General features: G+C 37.6%; 18 protein-coding genes and 4 tRNA genes. 8 read left to right on the forward strand and 14 right to left on the reverse strand.

What is annotated here, in order from left to right; genetic code table 11:
- The first annotated feature begins 110 nt into the window (after positions 1-110).
- Positions 111-779, forward strand: a complete 669-nt coding sequence (locus CTN01_RS04900) for a Bax inhibitor-1/YccA family protein (RefSeq protein WP_005368338.1) — start codon at positions 111-113, stop codon at positions 777-779.
- Between the two features lie 152 nt (positions 780-931).
- Positions 932-1,261, forward strand: coding sequence for a sulfurtransferase TusE (gene tusE / locus CTN01_RS04905; protein WP_045148655.1), 330 nt, complete (start codon positions 932-934; stop codon positions 1,259-1,261).
- Positions 1,262-1,343: 82 nt separating this feature from the next.
- On the opposite strand, the gene yccX is transcribed toward tusE, so the two are convergent.
- On the reverse strand, positions 1,344-1,616 hold the full coding sequence (gene yccX / locus CTN01_RS04910) for an acylphosphatase (RefSeq protein WP_045128266.1): 273 nt from the start codon (positions 1,614-1,616) through the stop codon (positions 1,344-1,346).
- Positions 1,617-1,714: 98 nt separating this feature from the next.
- Between yccX and CTN01_RS04915 the strand changes: the two genes are divergently transcribed.
- The 6 genes from CTN01_RS04915 to CTN01_RS04940 all read left to right on the forward strand — a co-directional run bounded on the left by CTN01_RS04915 (position 1,715) and on the right by CTN01_RS04940 (position 10,641).
- A complete protein-coding gene (locus tag CTN01_RS04915; protein WP_045148656.1) occupies positions 1,715-3,121 on the forward strand; it encodes a methyl-accepting chemotaxis protein in 1,407 nt (468 codons plus the stop codon).
- A gap of 135 nt (positions 3,122-3,256) precedes the next feature.
- Positions 3,257-4,447: a class I SAM-dependent methyltransferase gene (locus tag CTN01_RS04920; protein WP_005368343.1), complete on the forward strand. Its 1,191-nt coding sequence runs from the start codon at positions 3,257-3,259 to the stop codon at positions 4,445-4,447.
- 191 nt (positions 4,448-4,638) lie between these two features.
- Positions 4,639-5,262, forward strand: a complete 624-nt coding sequence (locus tag CTN01_RS04925; protein ID WP_005368344.1) for a YccT family protein — start codon at positions 4,639-4,641, stop codon at positions 5,260-5,262.
- A gap of 342 nt (positions 5,263-5,604) precedes the next feature.
- Complete coding sequence (locus CTN01_RS04930; protein WP_045148658.1) at positions 5,605-8,805, forward strand: chitinase C-terminal domain-containing protein; 3,201 nt, start codon at positions 5,605-5,607, stop codon at positions 8,803-8,805.
- A gap of 464 nt (positions 8,806-9,269) precedes the next feature.
- Positions 9,270-9,905 carry a murein L,D-transpeptidase catalytic domain family protein gene (locus CTN01_RS04935; RefSeq protein ID WP_181318105.1) on the forward strand — a complete coding sequence of 212 codons (636 nt, stop codon included), beginning with the start codon at positions 9,270-9,272 and terminating at the stop codon, positions 9,903-9,905.
- 166 nt (positions 9,906-10,071) lie between these two features.
- The gene (locus CTN01_RS04940; RefSeq protein WP_045148660.1) at positions 10,072-10,641 is read left to right on the forward strand and encodes a cysteine hydrolase family protein; all 570 of its coding nucleotides are present in this window, start codon (positions 10,072-10,074) and stop codon (positions 10,639-10,641) included.
- A gap of 92 nt (positions 10,642-10,733) precedes the next feature.
- Here CTN01_RS04940 and CTN01_RS04945 read toward each other — a convergent pair whose 3' ends face one another.
- The 13 genes from CTN01_RS04945 to CTN01_RS05005 form a co-directional block, all read right to left on the reverse strand.
- The gene (locus CTN01_RS04945) at positions 10,734-11,000 is read right to left on the reverse strand and encodes a hypothetical protein (RefSeq protein WP_005368348.1); all 267 of its coding nucleotides are present in this window, start codon (positions 10,998-11,000) and stop codon (positions 10,734-10,736) included.
- A 90-nt stretch (positions 11,001-11,090) separates the two neighbouring features.
- A complete protein-coding gene (locus tag CTN01_RS04950) occupies positions 11,091-11,744 on the reverse strand; it encodes an HAD family hydrolase (RefSeq protein ID WP_045148661.1) in 654 nt (217 codons plus the stop codon).
- Between the two features lie 69 nt (positions 11,745-11,813).
- A complete protein-coding gene (locus CTN01_RS04955) occupies positions 11,814-14,768 on the reverse strand; it encodes a bifunctional diguanylate cyclase/phosphodiesterase (RefSeq protein ID WP_052666604.1) in 2,955 nt (984 codons plus the stop codon).
- 402 nt (positions 14,769-15,170) lie between these two features.
- Entirely contained in the window at positions 15,171-15,779 is a 609-nt protein-coding gene (locus tag CTN01_RS04960; RefSeq protein WP_045083484.1) for a 2OG-Fe(II) oxygenase, read from the reverse strand.
- A gap of 137 nt (positions 15,780-15,916) precedes the next feature.
- Positions 15,917-16,246 (reverse strand): hypothetical protein, encoded by a 330-nt coding sequence (locus CTN01_RS04965; RefSeq protein WP_045133066.1) that lies wholly within the window; start codon positions 16,244-16,246, stop codon positions 15,917-15,919.
- 9 nt (positions 16,247-16,255) lie between these two features.
- The gene (locus CTN01_RS04970; RefSeq protein WP_045130836.1) at positions 16,256-16,576 is read right to left on the reverse strand and encodes a hypothetical protein; all 321 of its coding nucleotides are present in this window, start codon (positions 16,574-16,576) and stop codon (positions 16,256-16,258) included.
- Between the two features lie 161 nt (positions 16,577-16,737).
- Positions 16,738-17,250 (reverse strand): RNA methyltransferase, encoded by a 513-nt coding sequence (locus CTN01_RS04975; RefSeq protein ID WP_045148663.1) that lies wholly within the window; start codon positions 17,248-17,250, stop codon positions 16,738-16,740.
- 109 nt (positions 17,251-17,359) lie between these two features.
- Positions 17,360-18,217, reverse strand: a complete 858-nt coding sequence (locus tag CTN01_RS04980; protein WP_045148665.1) for a DUF2608 domain-containing protein — start codon at positions 18,215-18,217, stop codon at positions 17,360-17,362.
- Positions 18,218-18,626: 409 nt separating this feature from the next.
- Positions 18,627-19,484, reverse strand: a complete 858-nt coding sequence (locus CTN01_RS04985) for a PA4780 family RIO1-like protein kinase (protein WP_045148667.1) — start codon at positions 19,482-19,484, stop codon at positions 18,627-18,629.
- Positions 19,485-19,938: 454 nt separating this feature from the next.
- Positions 19,939-20,023 (reverse strand) — tRNA-Leu (locus CTN01_RS04990).
- Positions 20,024-20,039: 16 nt separating this feature from the next.
- A tRNA-Cys gene (locus CTN01_RS04995) sits at positions 20,040-20,113 on the reverse strand.
- Between the two features lie 20 nt (positions 20,114-20,133).
- Positions 20,134-20,220 (reverse strand) — tRNA-Leu (locus tag CTN01_RS05000).
- Positions 20,221-20,283: 63 nt separating this feature from the next.
- Positions 20,284-20,359 (reverse strand) — tRNA-Gly (locus CTN01_RS05005).
- Between the last annotated feature and the right edge of the window lie 2 nt (positions 20,360-20,361).

Here is a 20,361-nt window from a genome sequence, read left to right on the forward strand (position 1 = left end):
CTTCAGTACAAATATTTTGATGTTGAGTGCTTAGTTAAACTTGCTTTTATGGTAATTTAGCCTCATATATAAATTAATAGTCTCAATATAACTACCCTAAGGGGATTTTTATGAACGATCGTATAGTTAATCGTGACGGTGGTTACGAAGGCTTACTATCTACCAACAAGGTTTTACGTAACACCTACTTCCTACTTTCGTTAACTTTGTTATTTTCTGCAGGTATTGCAGGTGTAGCGATGGCAATGAATGTACCGCCAGTACACTGGATTGTATTACTTGTAGGTTTCTATGGTTTAATTTTCTTAACTGAACGTAACCGTGATAGTAGCTTAGGTTTAGTTTTCGTCTTCGCACTGACTGGATTTATGGGTTATACCTTAGGTCCAATTCTAAACATGTATGTTGGCGCGGGTATGGGGGATGTTGTAATGACAGCCCTAGGTGGTACAGCGGTAACTTTCCTTGGCTGTTCAGCTTACGCACTAACAACTAAACGTGACCTATCGTTCTTAAACGGTATGTTAATGGCAGGCTTTATCGCAATTCTTGTTGCAGTGGTTGCTAATATCTTCTTGAAGATGCCAATGCTGTCACTTGCTATTAGCGGTATGTTTGTTCTGTTCTCATCAGCTGCAATCTTACTGACTACACAGTCAATTGTACGTGGTGGTGAAACAAATTACATTTCAGCAACAGTAACGTTGTACGTATCAATCTACAACCTGTTCCTAAGTTTGCTGCAAATTCTTGGTGTTATCAACAGCGATAATAACTAATATCAACCGCTATTCTAATGCTAAATGCCCGCTATCTTGCGGGCATTTTTATATCAGAAATAGTCAAATACATGAACATAGTGAACAGTTTTACTTGCAGCACCGTACCACACTCACTATGCTTTGAGCCGTAATGAATACCGAGGCTCACCATGCTTGAATTTAATAAAAAAGAAATCGAAACAGATGCACAAGGCTATCTGAAAAATGTTAGTGACTGGTGTGAAGAACTTGTCCCTTTACTTGCAGAAGAAGAAGAAATTGATCTTTCTGCTGCGCACTGGGAAGTGATCCATTTTGTACGCGAATTTTATTTAGAATTTAATACATCACCGGCTGTCCGTATGTTGGTTAAAGCAATGGCGAAAAAATACGGCGAAGAAAAAGGAAATTCTCGTTATCTTTATCGCCTATTCCCTAAAGGGCCAGCAAAACAAGCAACAAAATTAGCAGGGTTACCGAAACCAGTAAAATGTATTTAATTCACTACTGTTACTAATCCTCTGTGGTCACAGGGTACGCGTTTACTTGGTATCTTGTGACCCTCTGTTATTGACAACATTGCTACTTAATCGTAAATCCATCAACATGCCGCCATTCCAACTCTTCCGTTGTTATTGACTTAACATCAGCGAGCTTTACCCCACTCCCTAACCAAAGTAATAACGCATCTATATTTTCTTTTTCACCACAAGCTAAAATTTCCACACTGCCATCAGGTAGGTTTTTCGCATAACCTTTTAAACTGTATTTCAACCCTTCATGAGCGGTGTGAAAACGAAAGCCCACCCCTTGCACACGGCCTGTAACATTCGCTCTTATACATAACTGTGACATTCATCACCTCAAGTTCTAAGTAATTTTGCCGATGTATATATAGTTCCACCACCAATGTTATCTCGCAACCACTTATCTATGCTAATTAGGATGTAAGTATGAAAGAAGTCGCTTTTCGATGGATCGATAAATACCTTATACATTTAAAAATTACAGAAAAATTTTACTTACTTTTTCTTCTTCCGTTTGCCGCTATTATCTTTGTTAGTGCTATTTTAGTTGATGCCGCCTCTCAACAACGCTTAGAAATAACACAGCAACAACTAAAACTGACCGCTAACATCTTCCAACAACAAAATATCTCTTCTACGGATGCTGCAATTTTACTGCAAAATAGCGCAATAAAAGTGACAAATTCATCATCAGATTCTGTATTAGTGAGTGGCCAAAATTATAGTTTACAAGCTGTCACACAGACTGGATTATTTGATTATTTATCAACAACACAATTAGTTATAACTGGTATTCTACTCGTTATTATTCTTGCTTCTGTGTACTACATCATGACCTTCATTGGCGGTGCGATGTTTAATATGCAAAAAGCACTACAAAGTTTAGCCGACGGCGATCTAACGAACCGATTAAATTTCTTTCCTGTTCGAGATGAATTTAGCCTGATTGCTATCACAATTGATAAAGTCGCAGAACGTGAACAACAGTTAGTACTCGCAACACAACAAGCTGTAGCGCTTATGCAACAAATAAGTGTGGATTTACATCGTCGCAGTGATAACAGTGGTGATTTATCACAATCTCAACAAAGTCATTTAGATTCACTCGCAAGTGCGACTGAAGAAATGGCAAGCTCAATTCGTGAAGTTGCTACCCACGCCCACGAAACATCACTGCAAACTCAAGAAGCACAATCGGTGAGTGAAAATGGTCGTGTAAAAGTAAGTGAGACAAAAAATGCCATTTCAATTCTTTCTAATGAAATTAATTCCGCCGCTCAAGCAGTATCTGCGTTAGATAGCAATGCGGCAAAAATTGATGACGTTGTCACAACCATTAATGGTATTTCAGAGCAAACTAACCTGCTTGCACTAAACGCAGCAATTGAAGCTGCACGTGCGGGTGAGCAAGGGCGTGGTTTTGCCGTGGTTGCAGATGAAGTACGTACCCTTGCTGGGCGCACCCAAAGTGCTACTGTTGAAATTCAGCAAATGATTGAGTCACTACAACAAAATAGCCAACAGCTAATTGCAGTTATGAAAAACACCGTTGATAACGCCATTAACAGTGAACAATTAATGGATTCTGTTGATAGCGAAATTGGCCAAATTAACGAACGTAACCAAGGGATCTCTGATCGTAGTTCTGAGATAGCAGCGGCTGCAGAACAACAAGGTGCTGTTGCTGAAAATATCGCAAGCAGCGTTGAACAGGTTCGTACCCAATCCAGCCAGATAGCACAGATGATCAGTGAATCTAGTAATGAGATTGAACAACTGAGCCAGCAAGCACAAACCCTTGAACAGTTAATGAGTGGTTTAAAAGCTTCATAACCAGTTCCATTTCTTAAATCCCCTTTTATGCCGCTATCTTGTTTGTATCCGATAAGATAGCGGCTTTTTCATTTGATTTTATATGCCTAGCGAAAGATAATACGCCCCCACTCGAATTCCATACTGGGCATGTTCATGACAGCTTCTATTTATTTGGTAAAAGGCCGCGAAAAATCACTACGTCGTCGCCACCCTTGGGTTTTCTCTCGCGGTATTGATCGCATTGAAGGTAAACCAGGCTTAGGCGAAACCGTCGATATTTACGACAACAAAGGCGAATGGTTAGCAAAAGGCGCTTATTCACCACAATCACAAATTCGCGTTCGCGTATGGAGTTTTGAGAAAAACGAAAATATCGACGTTAACTTCTTTATTAAACGTCTAAACCAAGCACAAGGTTTGCGTGATATTTTAGCTGCGCGTGATGGTTTAACTGGTTATCGTTTAATTGCAGCAGAATCTGATGGCCTACCGGGCATTACGATTGACCGCTACCAAAACTTTTTAGTTTGTCAGTTACTCAGTGCTGGTGCTGAAGCACAACGTGATGTACTGATTGAAGCACTTCAACACTGCTACCCAGACTGCAGCATCTACGAACGTTCTGATGTTTCTGTTCGTAAAAAAGAAGGCTTGAAACAACGTACAGGCGTTCTTCATGGTGAAGAGCCACCTAAATTTGTAATGATTGAAGAAAACGGCGTTAAAATTAACGTTGATATCGTTGGTGGCCATAAAACAGGTTTCTACCTTGACCAACGTGACAGCCGTGAAGCTTCGGTTAAATACGTTAACGGCAAACGTGTCCTTAACTGTTTCTGCTACACCGGTGGTTTCGGTCTTTATGCACTGAAAGGCGGCGCTAAAGAAGTGGTTAACGTTGATGTGTCTCAGCACGCGCTGGATACTGCATTACAAAATGCACAAGACAACGGCTTTCCTGTTGAAAATGCTCAATTCTTAAATGCTGATGTCTTTAAACTGCTACGTGAGTACCGTGATCGTGGCGAGCTATTTGATGTTGTTATCATGGATCCACCAAAGTTTGCTGAATCTAAATCTCAGCTTGTTGGAGCATGCCGTGGTTACAAAGACATCAATATGTTAGCAATGCAGATTCTTAAACCTGGTGGTACACTGCTCACCTACTCTTGCTCTGGTTTGATGGATAACGGTTTATTCCAAAAAATCATTGCCGATGCTGCACTTGATGCTAAACGTGATGTTCAATTTATTGAGCGCTTTAGCCAAGCGGCTGATCATCCATTAGATAGTGCCTATCCAGAAGGTTTCTACCTAAAAGGATTCGCGTGTTACGTTAAGTAATCACCAAATTAGCACTAATTAATACCTAATTTAACGAAAGCCCAATGAACATAATTCATTGGGCTTTTTATTTTTTATCTGTCTATATGCTTAATTACAAACAGACATTATTTGTCATTGGTATTAATAAAAGAATACAATATGAAAATACCAATAGCGTATTTTGCTATCGACAAATACAAGGAATTAACATGAAACTTCGTACAGCACTTTTAACTCTAGCCGTCTGTGGTGTGAGCTTCTCATCTTTTGCTAACGTTTCACTTACTCTACCCGACTCAGCTGATCTTGTGCTTGTTAATGGATCAAAAGCAGAAGGCAACGGCCCGCTTTCATTGAAAGATGGTGATAACCAAATCGCTTTTCGCTACGAAACTAACTACCGTGAAAACGGCGATACTCACCTATTCAAATCTGAAGTTGTAATCGTCACTTTCGATGGTACAGATGCAAATTACACATTAAACCTGCCTAAAATTCATAGCCAATATGAAGCTAGAACATTTAACAAGCAACCAAATGTTGTGATAACAGACAAGCAAAAGAATAATATCGCCATTAAGCAAGACGTATTAATCAAAAATGGTGTTCAAATTGGACGAGATTTTCAGCAAGAAATCGCTAAGTATAATTTAAGCAACGCACCGGCTGCTCTAGCCACTGCTATTTCAGTTTCTGTACCTCAAGTACAACAAATTGCTGTCGAAAAAAGTGGAGAAGTCGATCAAGCCTACGTAACCAAGATGCTTAATTACTGGTACAAAAAAGCAGACAAAGCTACACAAGAACAATTCAAATCAGCTATTAACAAATAAGTAATTTATAAAATTAAACCTAATCAATAGGATAGCTTACAACTTGTAGCTATCCTACATATTGCATTATAAAATCACTGCGCAAAAAAAGCACTTACCCACCACTCATCCGACCACATTAAAGCCCTAAATACTGTTGAAGACTTGCTTCTAATTCAATAAAAGCATTTTTATTTACATTTTATTTACATCTTTCCGAGAGCATGTCTGAAGATCAATACATCGCATCGTGCAAATTTAGCTGTCAGCATTATAGTTTTTTTACGGCACTCAAAAAGATTCATACAAGAATAACGGACAAACTGAGTGTTGCTTATTTTACTGAAACTAAAAGGATACCTAATGGATAATGGTAAACATGGAACGATGAGGAAAGGGATTTTCACTCTTAGTACTCTAACTATGTCATGCTTATTTGCATTCAACGCGCAAGCTGCTGTTGATTGTACTGACCTTACAGAATGGAAAAGTGATAGCGTTTATACTGGCGGCGCTCAAGTCCAACAGGCAGGTGTTGCTTATAAAGCTAATTACTGGACACAGAATAACTCACCGAAAGACAACAACGGTCCGTATTCACAATGGGTTCAACTCGATCTTTGTTCTGGTGGCGAGCCACCTATCGACCCACCAATTGATCCAGTGGAAAATGCGGCACCTACAGCAAGTATTACTGCGCCAACAGCGACAACTGCTATTACAACAGGTGAAACTGTTCTAATCAAAGCAAATGCAACCGACACTGACGGTACTATTACTAAGGTTGACTTCCTAGTCGACGGGCAAGTTGTTGGTTCAACAACAACAGCACCATACGAGTTTTCATGGACAGCAACAGAAGGCGTACATAGCCTTTCAGCGATGGCTTACGATGATAAAAATGCAGCAAGTAGCCAAGCAAGTGTTAGCGTTGATGTCGCACCTGAAGGACCAGTTAACGAAGCGCCTACCGTTTCGGTTGCTGTTTCAGCGACAAGTGTTGAGTTAGGTGAAGTTGTTACTATTACTGCTGACGCAGCAGATACTGATGGTACGGTAGAAAAAGTTGATTTCTACGTAAATGGCGCACTGGTTGGCACCGCAGCTACAGCCCCTTATGCTCTTGAATACACAACGGTTCAAGCAGGCAATGCAAAAATCTTTGCTCGTGCAACTGATGACCAAAACAAAACATCTGATTCAGCCGTAAGCTCTGTTGCAGTTAATGGCGCTGTTGTATCAAATGGTTGTCGTCCTGACGGTTTATACCAAACTGAAGGCGTAAATGTGCCTTACTGTTCAATCTATGATGAAGATGGCCGTGAAATGATGGGTGCTGATCACCCTCGTCGTGTTATTGGTTACTTTACTAGCTGGCGTGCAGGCGATGATCCTCAAAGCAGCTACTTAGTTAACGATATTCCATGGGAACAGTTAACTCACATTAACTACGCATTCGTGAGTATTGGTGAAGACGGTAAAGTTAATATCGGTGACACATCAGATCCAAGTAATGCCGCTGTAGGTATGGAATGGGATGGTGTTGAAATCGATCCAGCACTTGGCTTTAAAGGTCACTTCGGTGCACTTGCAACAGCAAAAGCGAAACACGATGTTAAAACATTAATCTCCATCGGTGGCTGGGCTGAAACAGGTGGTCACTTTGGCACAGATGGTGGCCGTGCAGCTGATGGTGGCTTCTACACTATGACAACAAATGCTGATGGTTCTATTAACCATGCTGGCATTGAGAAATTCGCCACATCTGCTGTTGAAATGCTACGTAAGTACAAGTTCGATGGTCTAGATATTGATTACGAATACCCAACGTCTATGGCGGGTGCAGGTAATCCATACGATAAAGAGTTCATGGAACCGCGTCGTCCATACCTATGGGCTTCTTACCAAGAACTAATGAAAGTACTTCGTGAAAAACTGGATGTTGCTTCTGCAGAAGATGGCATTCACTACATGCTTACGATTGCTGCACCATCATCTGGTTACCTACTACGTGGTATGGAAACATTTGATGTAACGAAATACTTAGATTATGTAAACATCATGTCTTACGACTTACACGGTGCTTGGAACGACCACGTTGGTCATAATGCTGCGCTATTTGATACCGGTAAAGATTCAGAATTAGCACAGTGGAACGTATACGGCACTGCAGCATACGGTGGTATTGGTTACCTTAATACTGACTGGGCTTACCACTACTTCCGTGGTTCAATGCCTGCTGGTCGTATCAATATCGGTGTTCCATACTACACCCGTGGTTGGCAAGATGTTAAAGGTGGCGATAACGGTCTATGGGGTCGTGCAGCACTACCTAACCAGTCTGAGTGTCAGGCAGGTACAGGTGAAGGCGAGAAGAACAACTGTGGCTACGGTGCTATCGGTATCGACAACATGTGGCACGATCTTGATCCAGATGGTAAAGAAATGGGTGCCGGCTCTAACCCAATGTGGCACGCGAAAAACCTTGAGCAAGGTATCTTTGGTTCTTACACAGCCGCTTATGGCTTAGATCCTGTTAATGATCCACAAGATAAACTTGTTGGTTCGTATACCCGTAATTATGATGATATCGCTGTTGCACCATGGCTATGGAATGCAGAGAAAAGCGTATTTATCTCTACAGAAGATAAAGCATCGGTTAGCGTGAAAGCTGACTACGTAATCGATAAAGAAATCGGTGGTATCATGTTCTGGGAGCTTGCTGGCGACTATAACTGTTACTTATTCGATGCAAACGGTAAGCGTACTAACACTATTGACGCAACTGAAAAGGCATGTGCTTCTGGTAACGGTGAGTACCACATGGGTAATGCGATGACGAAAGCTATCTACGATAAGTTTAAGTCAGCAACTCCATACGGTAATACAATCGCAACAGGTGCAATCCCAACTCAAGCAATTGATATTGCAGTTAACGTTAGCGGCTTCAAAGTTGGTGACCAAAACTACCCTATCAACCCAACTGTAACCTTTACCAATAACACAGGTACTGATTTACCAGGTGGAACTGAATTCCAGTTTGATATTCCAGTATCTGCACCAGATAACGCGAAAGATCAATCTGGTGGTGGCCTGAAAGTCATCTCATCTGGTCATACTCGTGGTGATAACATTGGTGGCCTAGACGGAACAATGCACCGTGTTGCCTTTACTCTGCCTAAGTGGAAAACACTACCAGCAGGTGAAAGCTACGAGTTAGACTTTATTTACTACCTACCAATCTCAGGTCCTGCTAACTACTCAGTGAATGTTGATGGTAATGAGTATGCGTTTAAGTTTGAGCAACCAAGCCTACCTATCGGTGATTTAAATGCCGGTGGTGGTAATAACGGTGGCGGCGATTCGGGTGGTAATAATGGCAGCTGTGATTCAGATGGACTAACGACTTACCCTAACTGGCCTCAGACTGATTGGCAAGGTACACCAACTCATGCTGGTAGCGGCGATGAAATCATCCATGATGGTGCAGTGTACAAAGCTAACTGGTGGACATCATCAGTACCTGGAAGTGACGGTAGCTGGACTAAGGTTTGTAATATCTAAATCAACCTCTTATTAAAGCCCTAAAAGCAGGTAGTTCGCTACCTGCTTTTTTTATTCGCTAAAATCTAGAAAAATAGGCATTTACACAGATACAATCGTTTACATGGTTATTTTTCGCACGAAAATTAATTTTTTCTAAAAAAACTATTATTTTTATCTTGGCGAAAACGATTTTTAATTTTAGTTTTTTAAAACAGTTACTTAGCAATCGTTCAACGCCTAAATTTGAAAATTACACATTCCAGATAAAACTGATCTCTATAAATATAATTAAATGCTGTTCTTTTTTATAACACACTGTTATTTAATATTTAAGTTTTGCTATTTATAAAACAAATGCTGCTTAACCTATCCTGGATAGGTATGGCCTTACATTCCCACTACCTATTAATTCGTTATTTTTATGCTAAAGTTCAACCCTCCACACTTCCCCGTAAGCGTTGTTCGATGGTAGTACTGACTCAATGAAAAAAACGATATGTCTAATAATTCTGATCATGTGTTCTTTGTCATTTCAAACCTCAGCACAAGCTCTCCACACTGAAAGAAAGAATACTGATATCGTTGTAGATTATGTTTACCAAAAAGCACATTTGAAAAACAAAATTAACTACGACGTATTTAAACAAGCTTTCATTGCGTATAACAAAACCAAAGGCAAAAAAAAGTCGTTACTAACAATCATTGATTATAGTAAACCATCAACACAAAAAAGATTTTATGTAATTGATTTGAAAAGAAACAAATTACTTTACAAAACATACGTATCACATGGAATGAATAGCGGTCTGCTTAAGGCCGATGAGTTTTCTAATAAAGTAAATTCTCACAAGACATCACTGGGTACATTTTTAACCGAATCGACTTATATCGGTGGAAATGGTTATTCTCTTAAACTAAATGGTTTAACTCGTGGTAAAAATGACAATGCACTAAAACGCTATATCGTTATTCATGGTGCAAAATATGTTTCTGAAAAATTTATTAAACGTAATGGTTATTTAGGTCGAAGCTGGGGCTGTCCAGCACTACCTGAAGCAATTGCAAAGAAAATTATTGATACTATCAAAGGCGGTAGTGTTATTTTTGCTTACGCTTAATAAAATCTAAAATTAGAATACTGTTAGTATTTAGCTTAAAAAGTTAAATGCTAGCAGTTTTTTTTGCCTGATTATTACTGCTTTAAATTTATCTTTATAACTCAATCAATTATTAATCTTGGATTCATTTACTATCACTATAATAGTTTTATTTAGCGAGGTAATTATGAAACGGTCACTGATTATTATTGATTTCATAAATGATATTGTTGACTCCCAAGGTAAGATTCCTAGTTGTGCTCAACAAGTCATAGTTAACAGTACGATTGAACATGCTAACCGTGCAATCTCATGGGCTCGTGAAAACGACATTCCCTGTATTTTTGTCAAAGTTGGCTTTCAAAGTAATTATATCGATCTTCCTCGACACTCCCCTATTTTCGGTAAAGTAGATACAATTGGTGCATTAAATCTCAATGATTGGGGTACACAATTTCATCAAGATCTCGCCATTGATAAAAATGATCTGGTGATCTGTAAGCCACGTGTTAATCCATTTCATAACACCCAATTGGATAGCGTATTAAGCGCAAACAATATCACTGATATTTATTTATGTGGAGTAAGTACTACGTGGGCGATTCAGTCTGCAGTAAGAGATGCTCACGACCGAGATTATCAAGTACATATCATTTCAGATGCATGTGCCGCAGCGACAGAAGAAGAACACAAAAACTCATTAACAATGTTATCTCGTTTAGCAACATTACATAAATCAAATGAGCTGAATGCATAAGACTTATTATTATCGAAATAAAACCGCATCCCTTTTTATTGGCTTTAATTAAAAATCTCAACAAAAGAAAATGCGGTTCATTTAGTTAATGACTAGATATCGTCTTCCCAAGGCATCTCAGGAAGCGCTGCTAAGTTTTCGCTATAACGCTTGAGATCAAATTTACCGTCGTTTTTCATAACATCGAAAACTTCAATGGATAATGCACACGCCATCATTTGAATTGCTTCATCTCGTGGTGTACCAGTCATCACAAGACGCATCAGCGTTTCTTTAACAACTAACGGCTCACCGTCAGCAAGTTGATTTTCAACCGTCTCAACAAGCATATCGCCTGTCATGATATCTTCGTTTTCCATTCTTTATACTAGCCTATCTAAAATTTGGACATATTCTAGCTTAACTCGTTAGGTAATAGCTAACCTAGACCATTAAGCTACACAATATGTTTAATCATTAACCTTAAGCAATGATAACAAGGCAGGTGTTGCCTCTTTCATTGATGTAAACGAATGCTGAGCGTGAGCGGGTAACTTCATATTATGACTATTTACAAAAACCGCATGAATATTAGCACTCAGTGCTGACATTAACCCAGTACGGCTATCTTCTACTGCAACCGCGTTTTCAGGCAGAACATTCATTGTTTTACAGGCTTGTAAATATACATCTGGCGCAGGTTTATTACTCGCCACTTCATAACCACTAAATACATGCTCAAAGAGTGAGAGCCAGCCATGTTGCGCCAAAACACCTTGCACGTAATCTTTTGGAGCTCCTGTAACGACAGCCATCGGGACTTTACCCGATAAGGTTTTTAGCAATTCATCGACGCCAGGCATCGGTGGTATGCCTTTTTCAATGATCATCGTCTCTGTTAATGCTTCCATCTCTTCAATCATTACCATTTCCGTTACCGGTATATTATATTGAGAGATAAAGTGCTCTGCGATCTGAGGCCAAGTAACACCAGCGTACTGAGACATGAAGGTATCAGTACTCAATTCTACGCCATGGTTAGCTAAATACTGACTCCAATTCACAGCATGAAAGCGTTCAGAGTCAACGAGTGTCCCATCAAAATCAAAAAAAATCGTTTGCATGTACTACCTGAAAAATAAGAATAACTCTTACTTTATAGCACGACTATGATTATCCATGTAGCTTGGTGGTTAAACATACGCAGGAATCGTACAAACTTCATTCTGTTCAAGTAATCTCATTGCCTGTTCAATTTCAACAGCAGGGCTAAAATAGAAACCTTGTATATAATGGCAGCCCATTTTAGATAAAATACGGACTTGAGCTTCAGATTCAACGCCTTCAGCAACAACATCTAAGTTTAGCTTTCGGCTCATATCCATAACAAGAGAAATTAAAATTTGGCTTTCAACACTATGTTCTATATCAATAATGAAACTTCTATCAATTTTAATGACATTTGGTTTATTGGCGATAATAGCTGACATTGATGAATAACCTGTGCCAAAATCATCAATCGCAATAGATATCCCTTTTTGAGAAAATTCAGATAATAATTCTAAAATATTATTACCTTCATCTAATGCTGCTGATTCGGTTATTTCAATCATGATTTTATCAAACGGTAAGTTATATCGTTCAATAATATCGTAGATATATTTTTGATCACAGTTTGAGAATTCACGAACAGAACGATTTATAGATATACAAATATCAGTAAACCCCTGCTGACGCATATCTGCAAGATCACAACACGCTTTATCAAAAACTATTTTACCCAGATCACCAATCAGGCCATATTTCTCTGCCATCTCAATAAAAATGACTGGTGAGATATATCCTTCTTCTTCATCAAACCAACGCGTAAGAGCTTCAAACTTACATACTTTACCTGTTTCAATATCAATAATTGGCTGATAATAAACTTGTATTTTATATTCTGATATAGCTTTAATTAGACGATCTTTCAACCTTAATTGACGTAGATATTCCGCTTGTAATTTCCCATCATAAATAGAAATACCATTGCGTCCATTACGCTTTTGTTCATACATTGCATAATCAGCATTTTTTAATAAATCTAGATGTGTCAAACCACTTTCTGGATATGTTGAAATACCAATACTGATTGTAATATCCAATTTAATCGTGTCGATATAAATCGGTCGAAGCAATACGCCTATTAAATCTTCAGCATATTTTTTAGCTTCAGAAGATGAGTGGCCTTTGAGTAAAATAGCAAATTCATCACCACCATATCGACAGACTAAACTGTCATCATTACAATGTTTTAATAACGTTTCAGCAATATATTTTAGAAGTTTGTCGCCAACATCGTGACCATATAAATCATTTATTGCTTTAAAGTCATCAAGATCAATAAATAGAATCGAAAACTCCTTGTAACAACTAACGTCTGCTTTGTTGTCATTAACAAATACGAGCTCTTTTTCTACCATTTCACTAAAGCGACGACGATTCATCAGCGTAGTTAACGCATCATTATTCGCATAAAAACGCAGTTGTCTTTCTGTTTGTTGACGTACGCTAACATCATGAAAAACACCAACATAGTTAACGACTTCGTGGTTATCATCTTCGATCTTATTTATTGACATTTCTTCAGGAAATACATGACCATTTTTACGGCGATTATATAACTGCCCTTTCCATTGGCCTGTAGTTTCCACACTGTGCCACATGTTTTCATAAAATGATTTATCATGCATACCAGACGATAATATACTTGGGTTTTTACCAACCACGTCATCTTTTATATACCCAGTCACTTCTTCAAATGACTTATTTACCGTAACAATATTATTGCAGCTATCAGTGATAATAATACATTCAGAAGTATTATCAAAAACAGTTTTCGCTAAATTCAACTGCTGAATAGTTGATATCGAATCCGTAATATCAGTTAATACTCCAGCTATTTTTTTATTTTTTCCAAAGGCATCAGCGTCAACAACACGCCCTTCACATTTAAACCAACGCTCAGCTGAATTATTATCAACTAAATAAGGATTTTTTCTAAATTCAAAACTAAATGACTGACAATTATTACCTTTAATTTTTTTAAAAGCATTAATTACAGCTCTTCTTTCATCTTTATGAATAATGTATATCCACTCATGAAAAGTATTAACTTTAGCACTATCGACTTTTAATAAATCCCATATTTTAGGTGATGTTATTTTCTTATCACTTGAAAAATGATATTCCCACACACCCTCAATTATTGCATTATAAGTAACATGTAATTTATTTGATGTTTTCGATAGCTCTGATGATAAATGATAAAATTCAGTTATATCTTGAACAATACCGCGTACTTGAACAGTATTTCCGTTATCATCTTTAAATATTATCGATTCATTTCTGATATATTTAACTTTACCATTAGGCAATAATATACGATATATTATATTATAGCTTGAATGTGATGACTTTATAATATTATCCATAAAGTGGATAACACGCTCTCTATCTTCAGGATGAATGTATTCTTGAACTAATTTCAAATTAGGTGTGAGCTGATGTTCAATTTCATATATACGGTATACTTCTTGGCTCCAAGTAATTGTATTTGTCTGTACATACCATTGCCAATTACCCAACTTTGCCACACGTTGAGATGATTCCATCTCACTTAACAATAACTCTTGCTCTGCTAGCAATGCTAAATACTGAAGCTCTGAACCCAGTTGTTGACCAATGCTCTCACACCAATCCAATTGTAGAGGTGCTAAAGTTATAGGTTGATCAAACAAACAAACGAGAATTCCTATCACATCATCATATTGTGAAAAAATAGGAATACCTAAATACGCTTCAAAACCATACTCAACCAGTAATTTATCTTTAGGATAAACAAGATGTGCTTGAGAACTCAATAAGTATATTGCACCACTTTCTAACACTTTACGGCATGGTATCTCATCTAGCATATAGCTAATATTACTGACTTTTTTGTTACCATTAACGTAATAAGCTAATGACGTTGCTTTTGTACCAGTTTTATTAAAATAGGCTATATAAAAATGATCTGGCTTTAATTCATCATATACCGATTGCATGGTATTACTGATAAAATCTTTACCATATTGGTTTCGTTTTAATGCTTTTAGTCCAGTAACCATTAAATGTTCTAACCTAGCTGATCTGAATTTGGTATGTTTAAAAGGTATGATGTTTGAATATACAGCATGCTTTTATTGAAAAACAGTTTCTAGACATAGATGCCTAGATTTATTAAACCTACTTTGATTTAAATCAGATTACGTATTAGCTTTTAAACAATAATCCTATGTTTTATTGTGTTTTTAAAAATAAGCATATGAAACTTGCTCTATAAAAATTTAGCCTTTAGGACTTTTATCCTAAAAGAAATATCATCTTACTGATTTAAATATCTTACTATTTATAATCATAGATACATTCAATATTAATAGTTTCTATTTTAATTTAAATTTCAATATTTAATTCTAATATATTACATATTGAAAATATAAAAAGGAGCCACAGCTCCTTTTTATCATTAATTAACGAGAAATATCTAATTGATTTCCAGTTACCCCGTTAGTACGGAACCAACCCGCGATACTAAAACGACGTTGTGTTGCTGGCAGTACTTCATGAGGAAACATTTCAGATAAGAATACAACTAAGCGACCAGCTTTTGGATCTAATATTGCTAATTCATTATCATCTAAATCATACATTTTTAGACGACCGCCATGTTCTGGTAGCCAATCATCATTAAGGTAAAATACCGTTGTTAATTTACGATTTTCTTGTCCACGAAAACAATCTAAATGCTTTTGATAGAAATCACCTTGCTCGTATTTAGCAAAATGTGCTTCGTATTCAAATAAGCCAAGGAAAAAGTGACGATTCACCTCTAAACGAATTTCGTTCATTCGTTTTAAAAAATTGGCAACAGGCTCTCCCATCTCAGCCGAAAGCCATTGAATTTTATCACTTCGAATAGATTTTTGGGTGGTGTATTCATCGTTTCGGCCAATACCCGCTTGGCTCCAATCATCGGGAATACAAGCTTTAAGTGCTTTAACCTCATCCTGAGCTAAAAAGTCATCCCAGACAAACCAACCTTGCGTGAATAAAGCATCAATAAGTTTGTCGTAATTCATATTCGTTCCAATCGAAATAAAAAACGATTTATATCGCCTGTTGGTATTTAAGACAAATCAGAAAATTTATACTCAAATGCAATTTTTCTACTGCTGTGATGTTTTGTTACACCATTAATAAAAAACAATATTTCTAACTAAAATAAATGGTATTGTGTTTGTTGGTTTTTGCTTAATTCATCAATCGAATCTACCCCATGGAAATGCTCAATCCATGCAATATTACTTCGCGGAAACTCTATTTTAATGGCTTTTTTAATGTATTTTTTTAATGTGCTAGACTCAGATATAATATTCTGATCAATGTAGCCAAACTGCTTAAATACATAATCTGTTGATGACTGTTTCAATACTTTAAAACCACGATCCTTTTTAAAGGTCAGGACTTCAAATGCATCACCAATCTGCATCGACTTTAAAAAACGTTCACAACCTGATTCAACCTGAGAAATATGTAACTTTGACATCGCAATCCCTTAATCAAGTAAATCTGTTTTCGCTATCAGCTTACAAAAATGTGCTTTAATGAGTACTTCACTAATAAAAATCACTGTAAGCACTTCATCCTTAACTGTAAACGCGACCCTAAATGCTACATCTGATTTCACAATAATCTTATATTCTAAAACTCGTAATTTAGAAAAAAAAGCGTGAGGCACAGATTTAATTTTACCATTATGTAACGTTAATAAGATCGGTAATCGTTCACGAAAATCACACATAATCGCTTCTTCATAACAAGCATGTTGGTGAAAAAACTTACGTAAGTGTCGGTTGTTATCTATACAAATATTCATGCTTCTTTCTTTTTATATAATAATTTAAAAGCATACGCTGCAGACTAATAGTTAGAAATATAAATATTTTTAAGGGAGGGTTAAGTGATAGTTAATCTCTAGAAGCTAAATGATAGCCCTCAAGATAGGGCATACCATTAAGTGTTCATTTTTGCTATACGTTATTTAACCGTTACACGCAGATTATTTTTATTATCTCTATTTTGGCGAATATGCTCGTCACTTTGAACGATATTCTCCTGCTTAGCTAGGCGATCATATAGCACAACATTGACGGAAGCGGCTAAATTCATGCACCCGACAGTAGGAACATAAACAACATGATCGGCTTTATCTGCAATATCTTGTGCAATTGAACCATCTTCAGGGCCAAAGATGTAAATCGCTTTTTCTGGATGCGTAAAATGAGGAAGTAATGTTGCGCCTTCTGCAAAGTCGACACACACAACTTTCATATCTTCGGGTAGATCATCAAGCATTGACTCTACACCAGTCAAGGGGATCGTCTGTAGCATTTGTTTCGTATCAGTTTGAAACTTTGCCGCTTTATCATAACGAATTCCTGTATATATAACTGCATCCGCCTGATAACACCCAGCAGCTCTAAGTACCGCTCCAACATTTGTAGGGCTTTTAGGATTGCTCAATCCAATAATGACTGACGTATCTTTCATTTTTCCTGTGTACCTTTTATTACCTTAACAGCTTAAATTAAATTTATTCGTTAATAAAAAAAGCCGTAAAAAACTAATTTTACGGCTTAAAAAGGGATAAGAGTAGTGGTTATTTACCTAAGCAAGTATCTCCTGATCTTGCTGGAGCAATTGTCTTTAATACAGCATTTAATTGTTTCCAATCACTTGCCATTTTATCCGCTTGCTTCTGAGTCAATACAGTTCCATTGGCCTTAATACGATCGTCTTCTACTTTGGTATAGTGGAAAATAGTCATATCCACTTCTGGATTAGCTTTGTAAGCATTTTCCATATTAACAACATTCTTTTCACTATCATCCACAAAGATGATCTCATCATATTTTTGATTTGTTTTATCAAGAATATATTTAAGCATCGTGCCTTTATTCATACCAGTTGTCATCATTATGCCATTGATATAGCTAAGAGGGCGATCTAGCTTATCAATATAAACAGGTGTTTTATCTGCCCCTTTTTCTTTCAAAGGAGAGATAGTCATATCATAGTGGTTACGATACATCTCTCTCTCAGTAGCATAACGGTAATTTGGCGAGCGCGATGTTAGTGCAATGACAGTTAGCCCTTTATCTTGCCAACCTCGAACAGTTGAAGGTACCTTCTGTTCAATAGATTTCATAGGCATAAGTTCGTACAGCATACCGATTGAATCTTCAAAAAGACAATGAACTTTCTCGTCCTTAGTTGGTTTTACATCAAGTTTTCCTCTTTGCCATTGGTACCATATATCACCACCAATATCAGAGGTTGACGTTAACAACGTATTATCAATATCGATAACAATAAGGGGGTTTTCTCCTTTCGACGTGAGCTCATCTACCTTAACAGCAACATCTTGGAATTTGTCTGTATCTTTTACGACTACATCAGCAAATGTATTTGTTGAAAAAGAAAATACGCATAGAGCAGCTAACGTTTTTAGATTCATTATCTTTCCTTAATTGATACTTCAAATAGTCTGAAATACTGACAAGATCAACCACTGATCTTGAACAATTCAACATATGAAAATTTAAGGGCAGAATTATCGTTAATTTTTGAAAAACTAAATACCTCATAGATCACACATATATATACATGTATATTGCATTTCTTTTACATATGGGGCGAATATCACTTTGATAGCAGATGTTTTATTTTTATTGGATATTATTTTTACAATCAAGAATGTTTATATTTACCTGATATTAAAATCACAAATAGCATTATATTGCATTGGTATGACTATATTTATAAAGTTCAATAGATAAAAAGGGCTGTAATAAATTTAAAGAGATAAATGACGCCAAGAATGATCCGAGCGTCTTTATTTGAAAGGTTAGAAATATTTCAAGTCGTTAGTCTACTTGTTCTTGCTCTGCTATACGCGCACGACGAAGTGCAGCTTCTTCCATCACAGCATTTATTTCCGCCATCACGCTATCAATATCTGCATTGGCATCACTTTCAGTATAAATACCCGTTAGTTCAGTCTCTGGCTTTAATGTACCCGCTTCAAATAATGCCCACATTTCTCTTGCGTATTGTGTATCAAGCAACTCAGGTACATATTGACCATAATAGTTAGCCATATTTTTAACATCACGCTCAAGCATCCATTTGGCGTTATTATTTGCTGAAGCATCTACTGCTTGAGGTAAATCAATAATAACAGGGCCATTGGCATCCACTAACACATTGAACTCTGATAAATCACCATGAATAAGGCCGATGCATAGCATACGTTTAACGTAGTTAATCATTAGCTCATGGTGGTGTAGTGCTTGATCTCTAGTTAGCGTGATATCGTTGAGTCGAGGTGCAACATTGCCATTTGCATCGGTGATCAACTCCATCAATAATACGCCATCAAAACAGCCATAAGGAACAGGAGCCCTTATATCGGCTTTAGCTAATAACGATAGTGCGTCAACTTCTGCTTGCTGCCACACTTTTTCTTGCTCATCACGGCCAAACTTTGAACCTTTTTCCATCGCTCGTGCGCGACGACTATTACGTACCTTTCGCCCTTCTCGATATGAGACTGCTTTTTTAAAACTACGTTGATCTATTTCTTTATAAACTTTTGCGCAACAGATCTTTCCACCACTGCGAACAACATATACGGAAGCTTCTTTGCCACTCATTAATTGAGATAAAACATCATCAATAAGGCCATCCTCTACAAGAGGTTGTAATCGTGGGGGTATCTTCATTGCACCTACATTAATTAATTACAGAGTAAAGTTTGGAATTTTGTCGCATTATCACTCACTTTGAATTTTTAACAAGTATTGAAATCAATTCATTCTTATTCTCTGCAAAATGATTTAATTTCTCAGTATGACCTTATCGTATTTCAGAACGATGTTAGTTCGGCTTTTTAAAGTAGCGTCACCCTATATCAGCCACATCACCACCAAATAATCTCTTGACGTACAAGATATGGACATTTAAACGTCCTAAAAAGCGCTAGATTATGTTGGAATTTGCAGGACAGTAATCGGCTATGAATTTTCAACACGACCAGATATGAGCAGGAACGGAAGTTTTACGAAGTGGTTTTAATGAAATGAGACAGAACGTTGACCAGAAGAAAACAGGACTAAATTTTTGATTAGCCTAGAAACAACAAAGCCCCAGCGTGAGCTGAGGCTTTATCGTTTGTACTGGTGCCCGAGGACGGACTTGAACCGTCACTCCCGAAGGAAACGGATTTTGAATCCGTCGTGTATACCAATTTCACCACTCGGGCTTAAATTCTTAGATAATGGAGGCGCGTCCCGGAGTCGAACCGAGGTCCACGGATTTGCAATCCGCTGCATAGCCACTCTGCCAACGCGCCATTTTTACTTCTCAATTAGATGGTGCCCCGGGCCGGACTTGAACCGGCACAGCGCGAACGCCGAGGGATTTTAAATCCCTTGTGTCTACCAATTCCACCACCAGGGCACGCAATTTCTTGCGATGGTTAGACACCATCTGTGATTACCGCTTTCGCCATAATCTTTAATTTGGAGCGACACACGAGGTTCGAACTCGTGACCTCAACCTTGGCAAGGTTGCGCTCTACCAGCTGAGCTAGTGTCGCAT

This window comes from Photobacterium angustum (assembly GCF_003026365.1).
Taxonomy (GTDB): Bacteria; Pseudomonadota; Gammaproteobacteria; order Enterobacterales; family Vibrionaceae; genus Photobacterium; species Photobacterium angustum.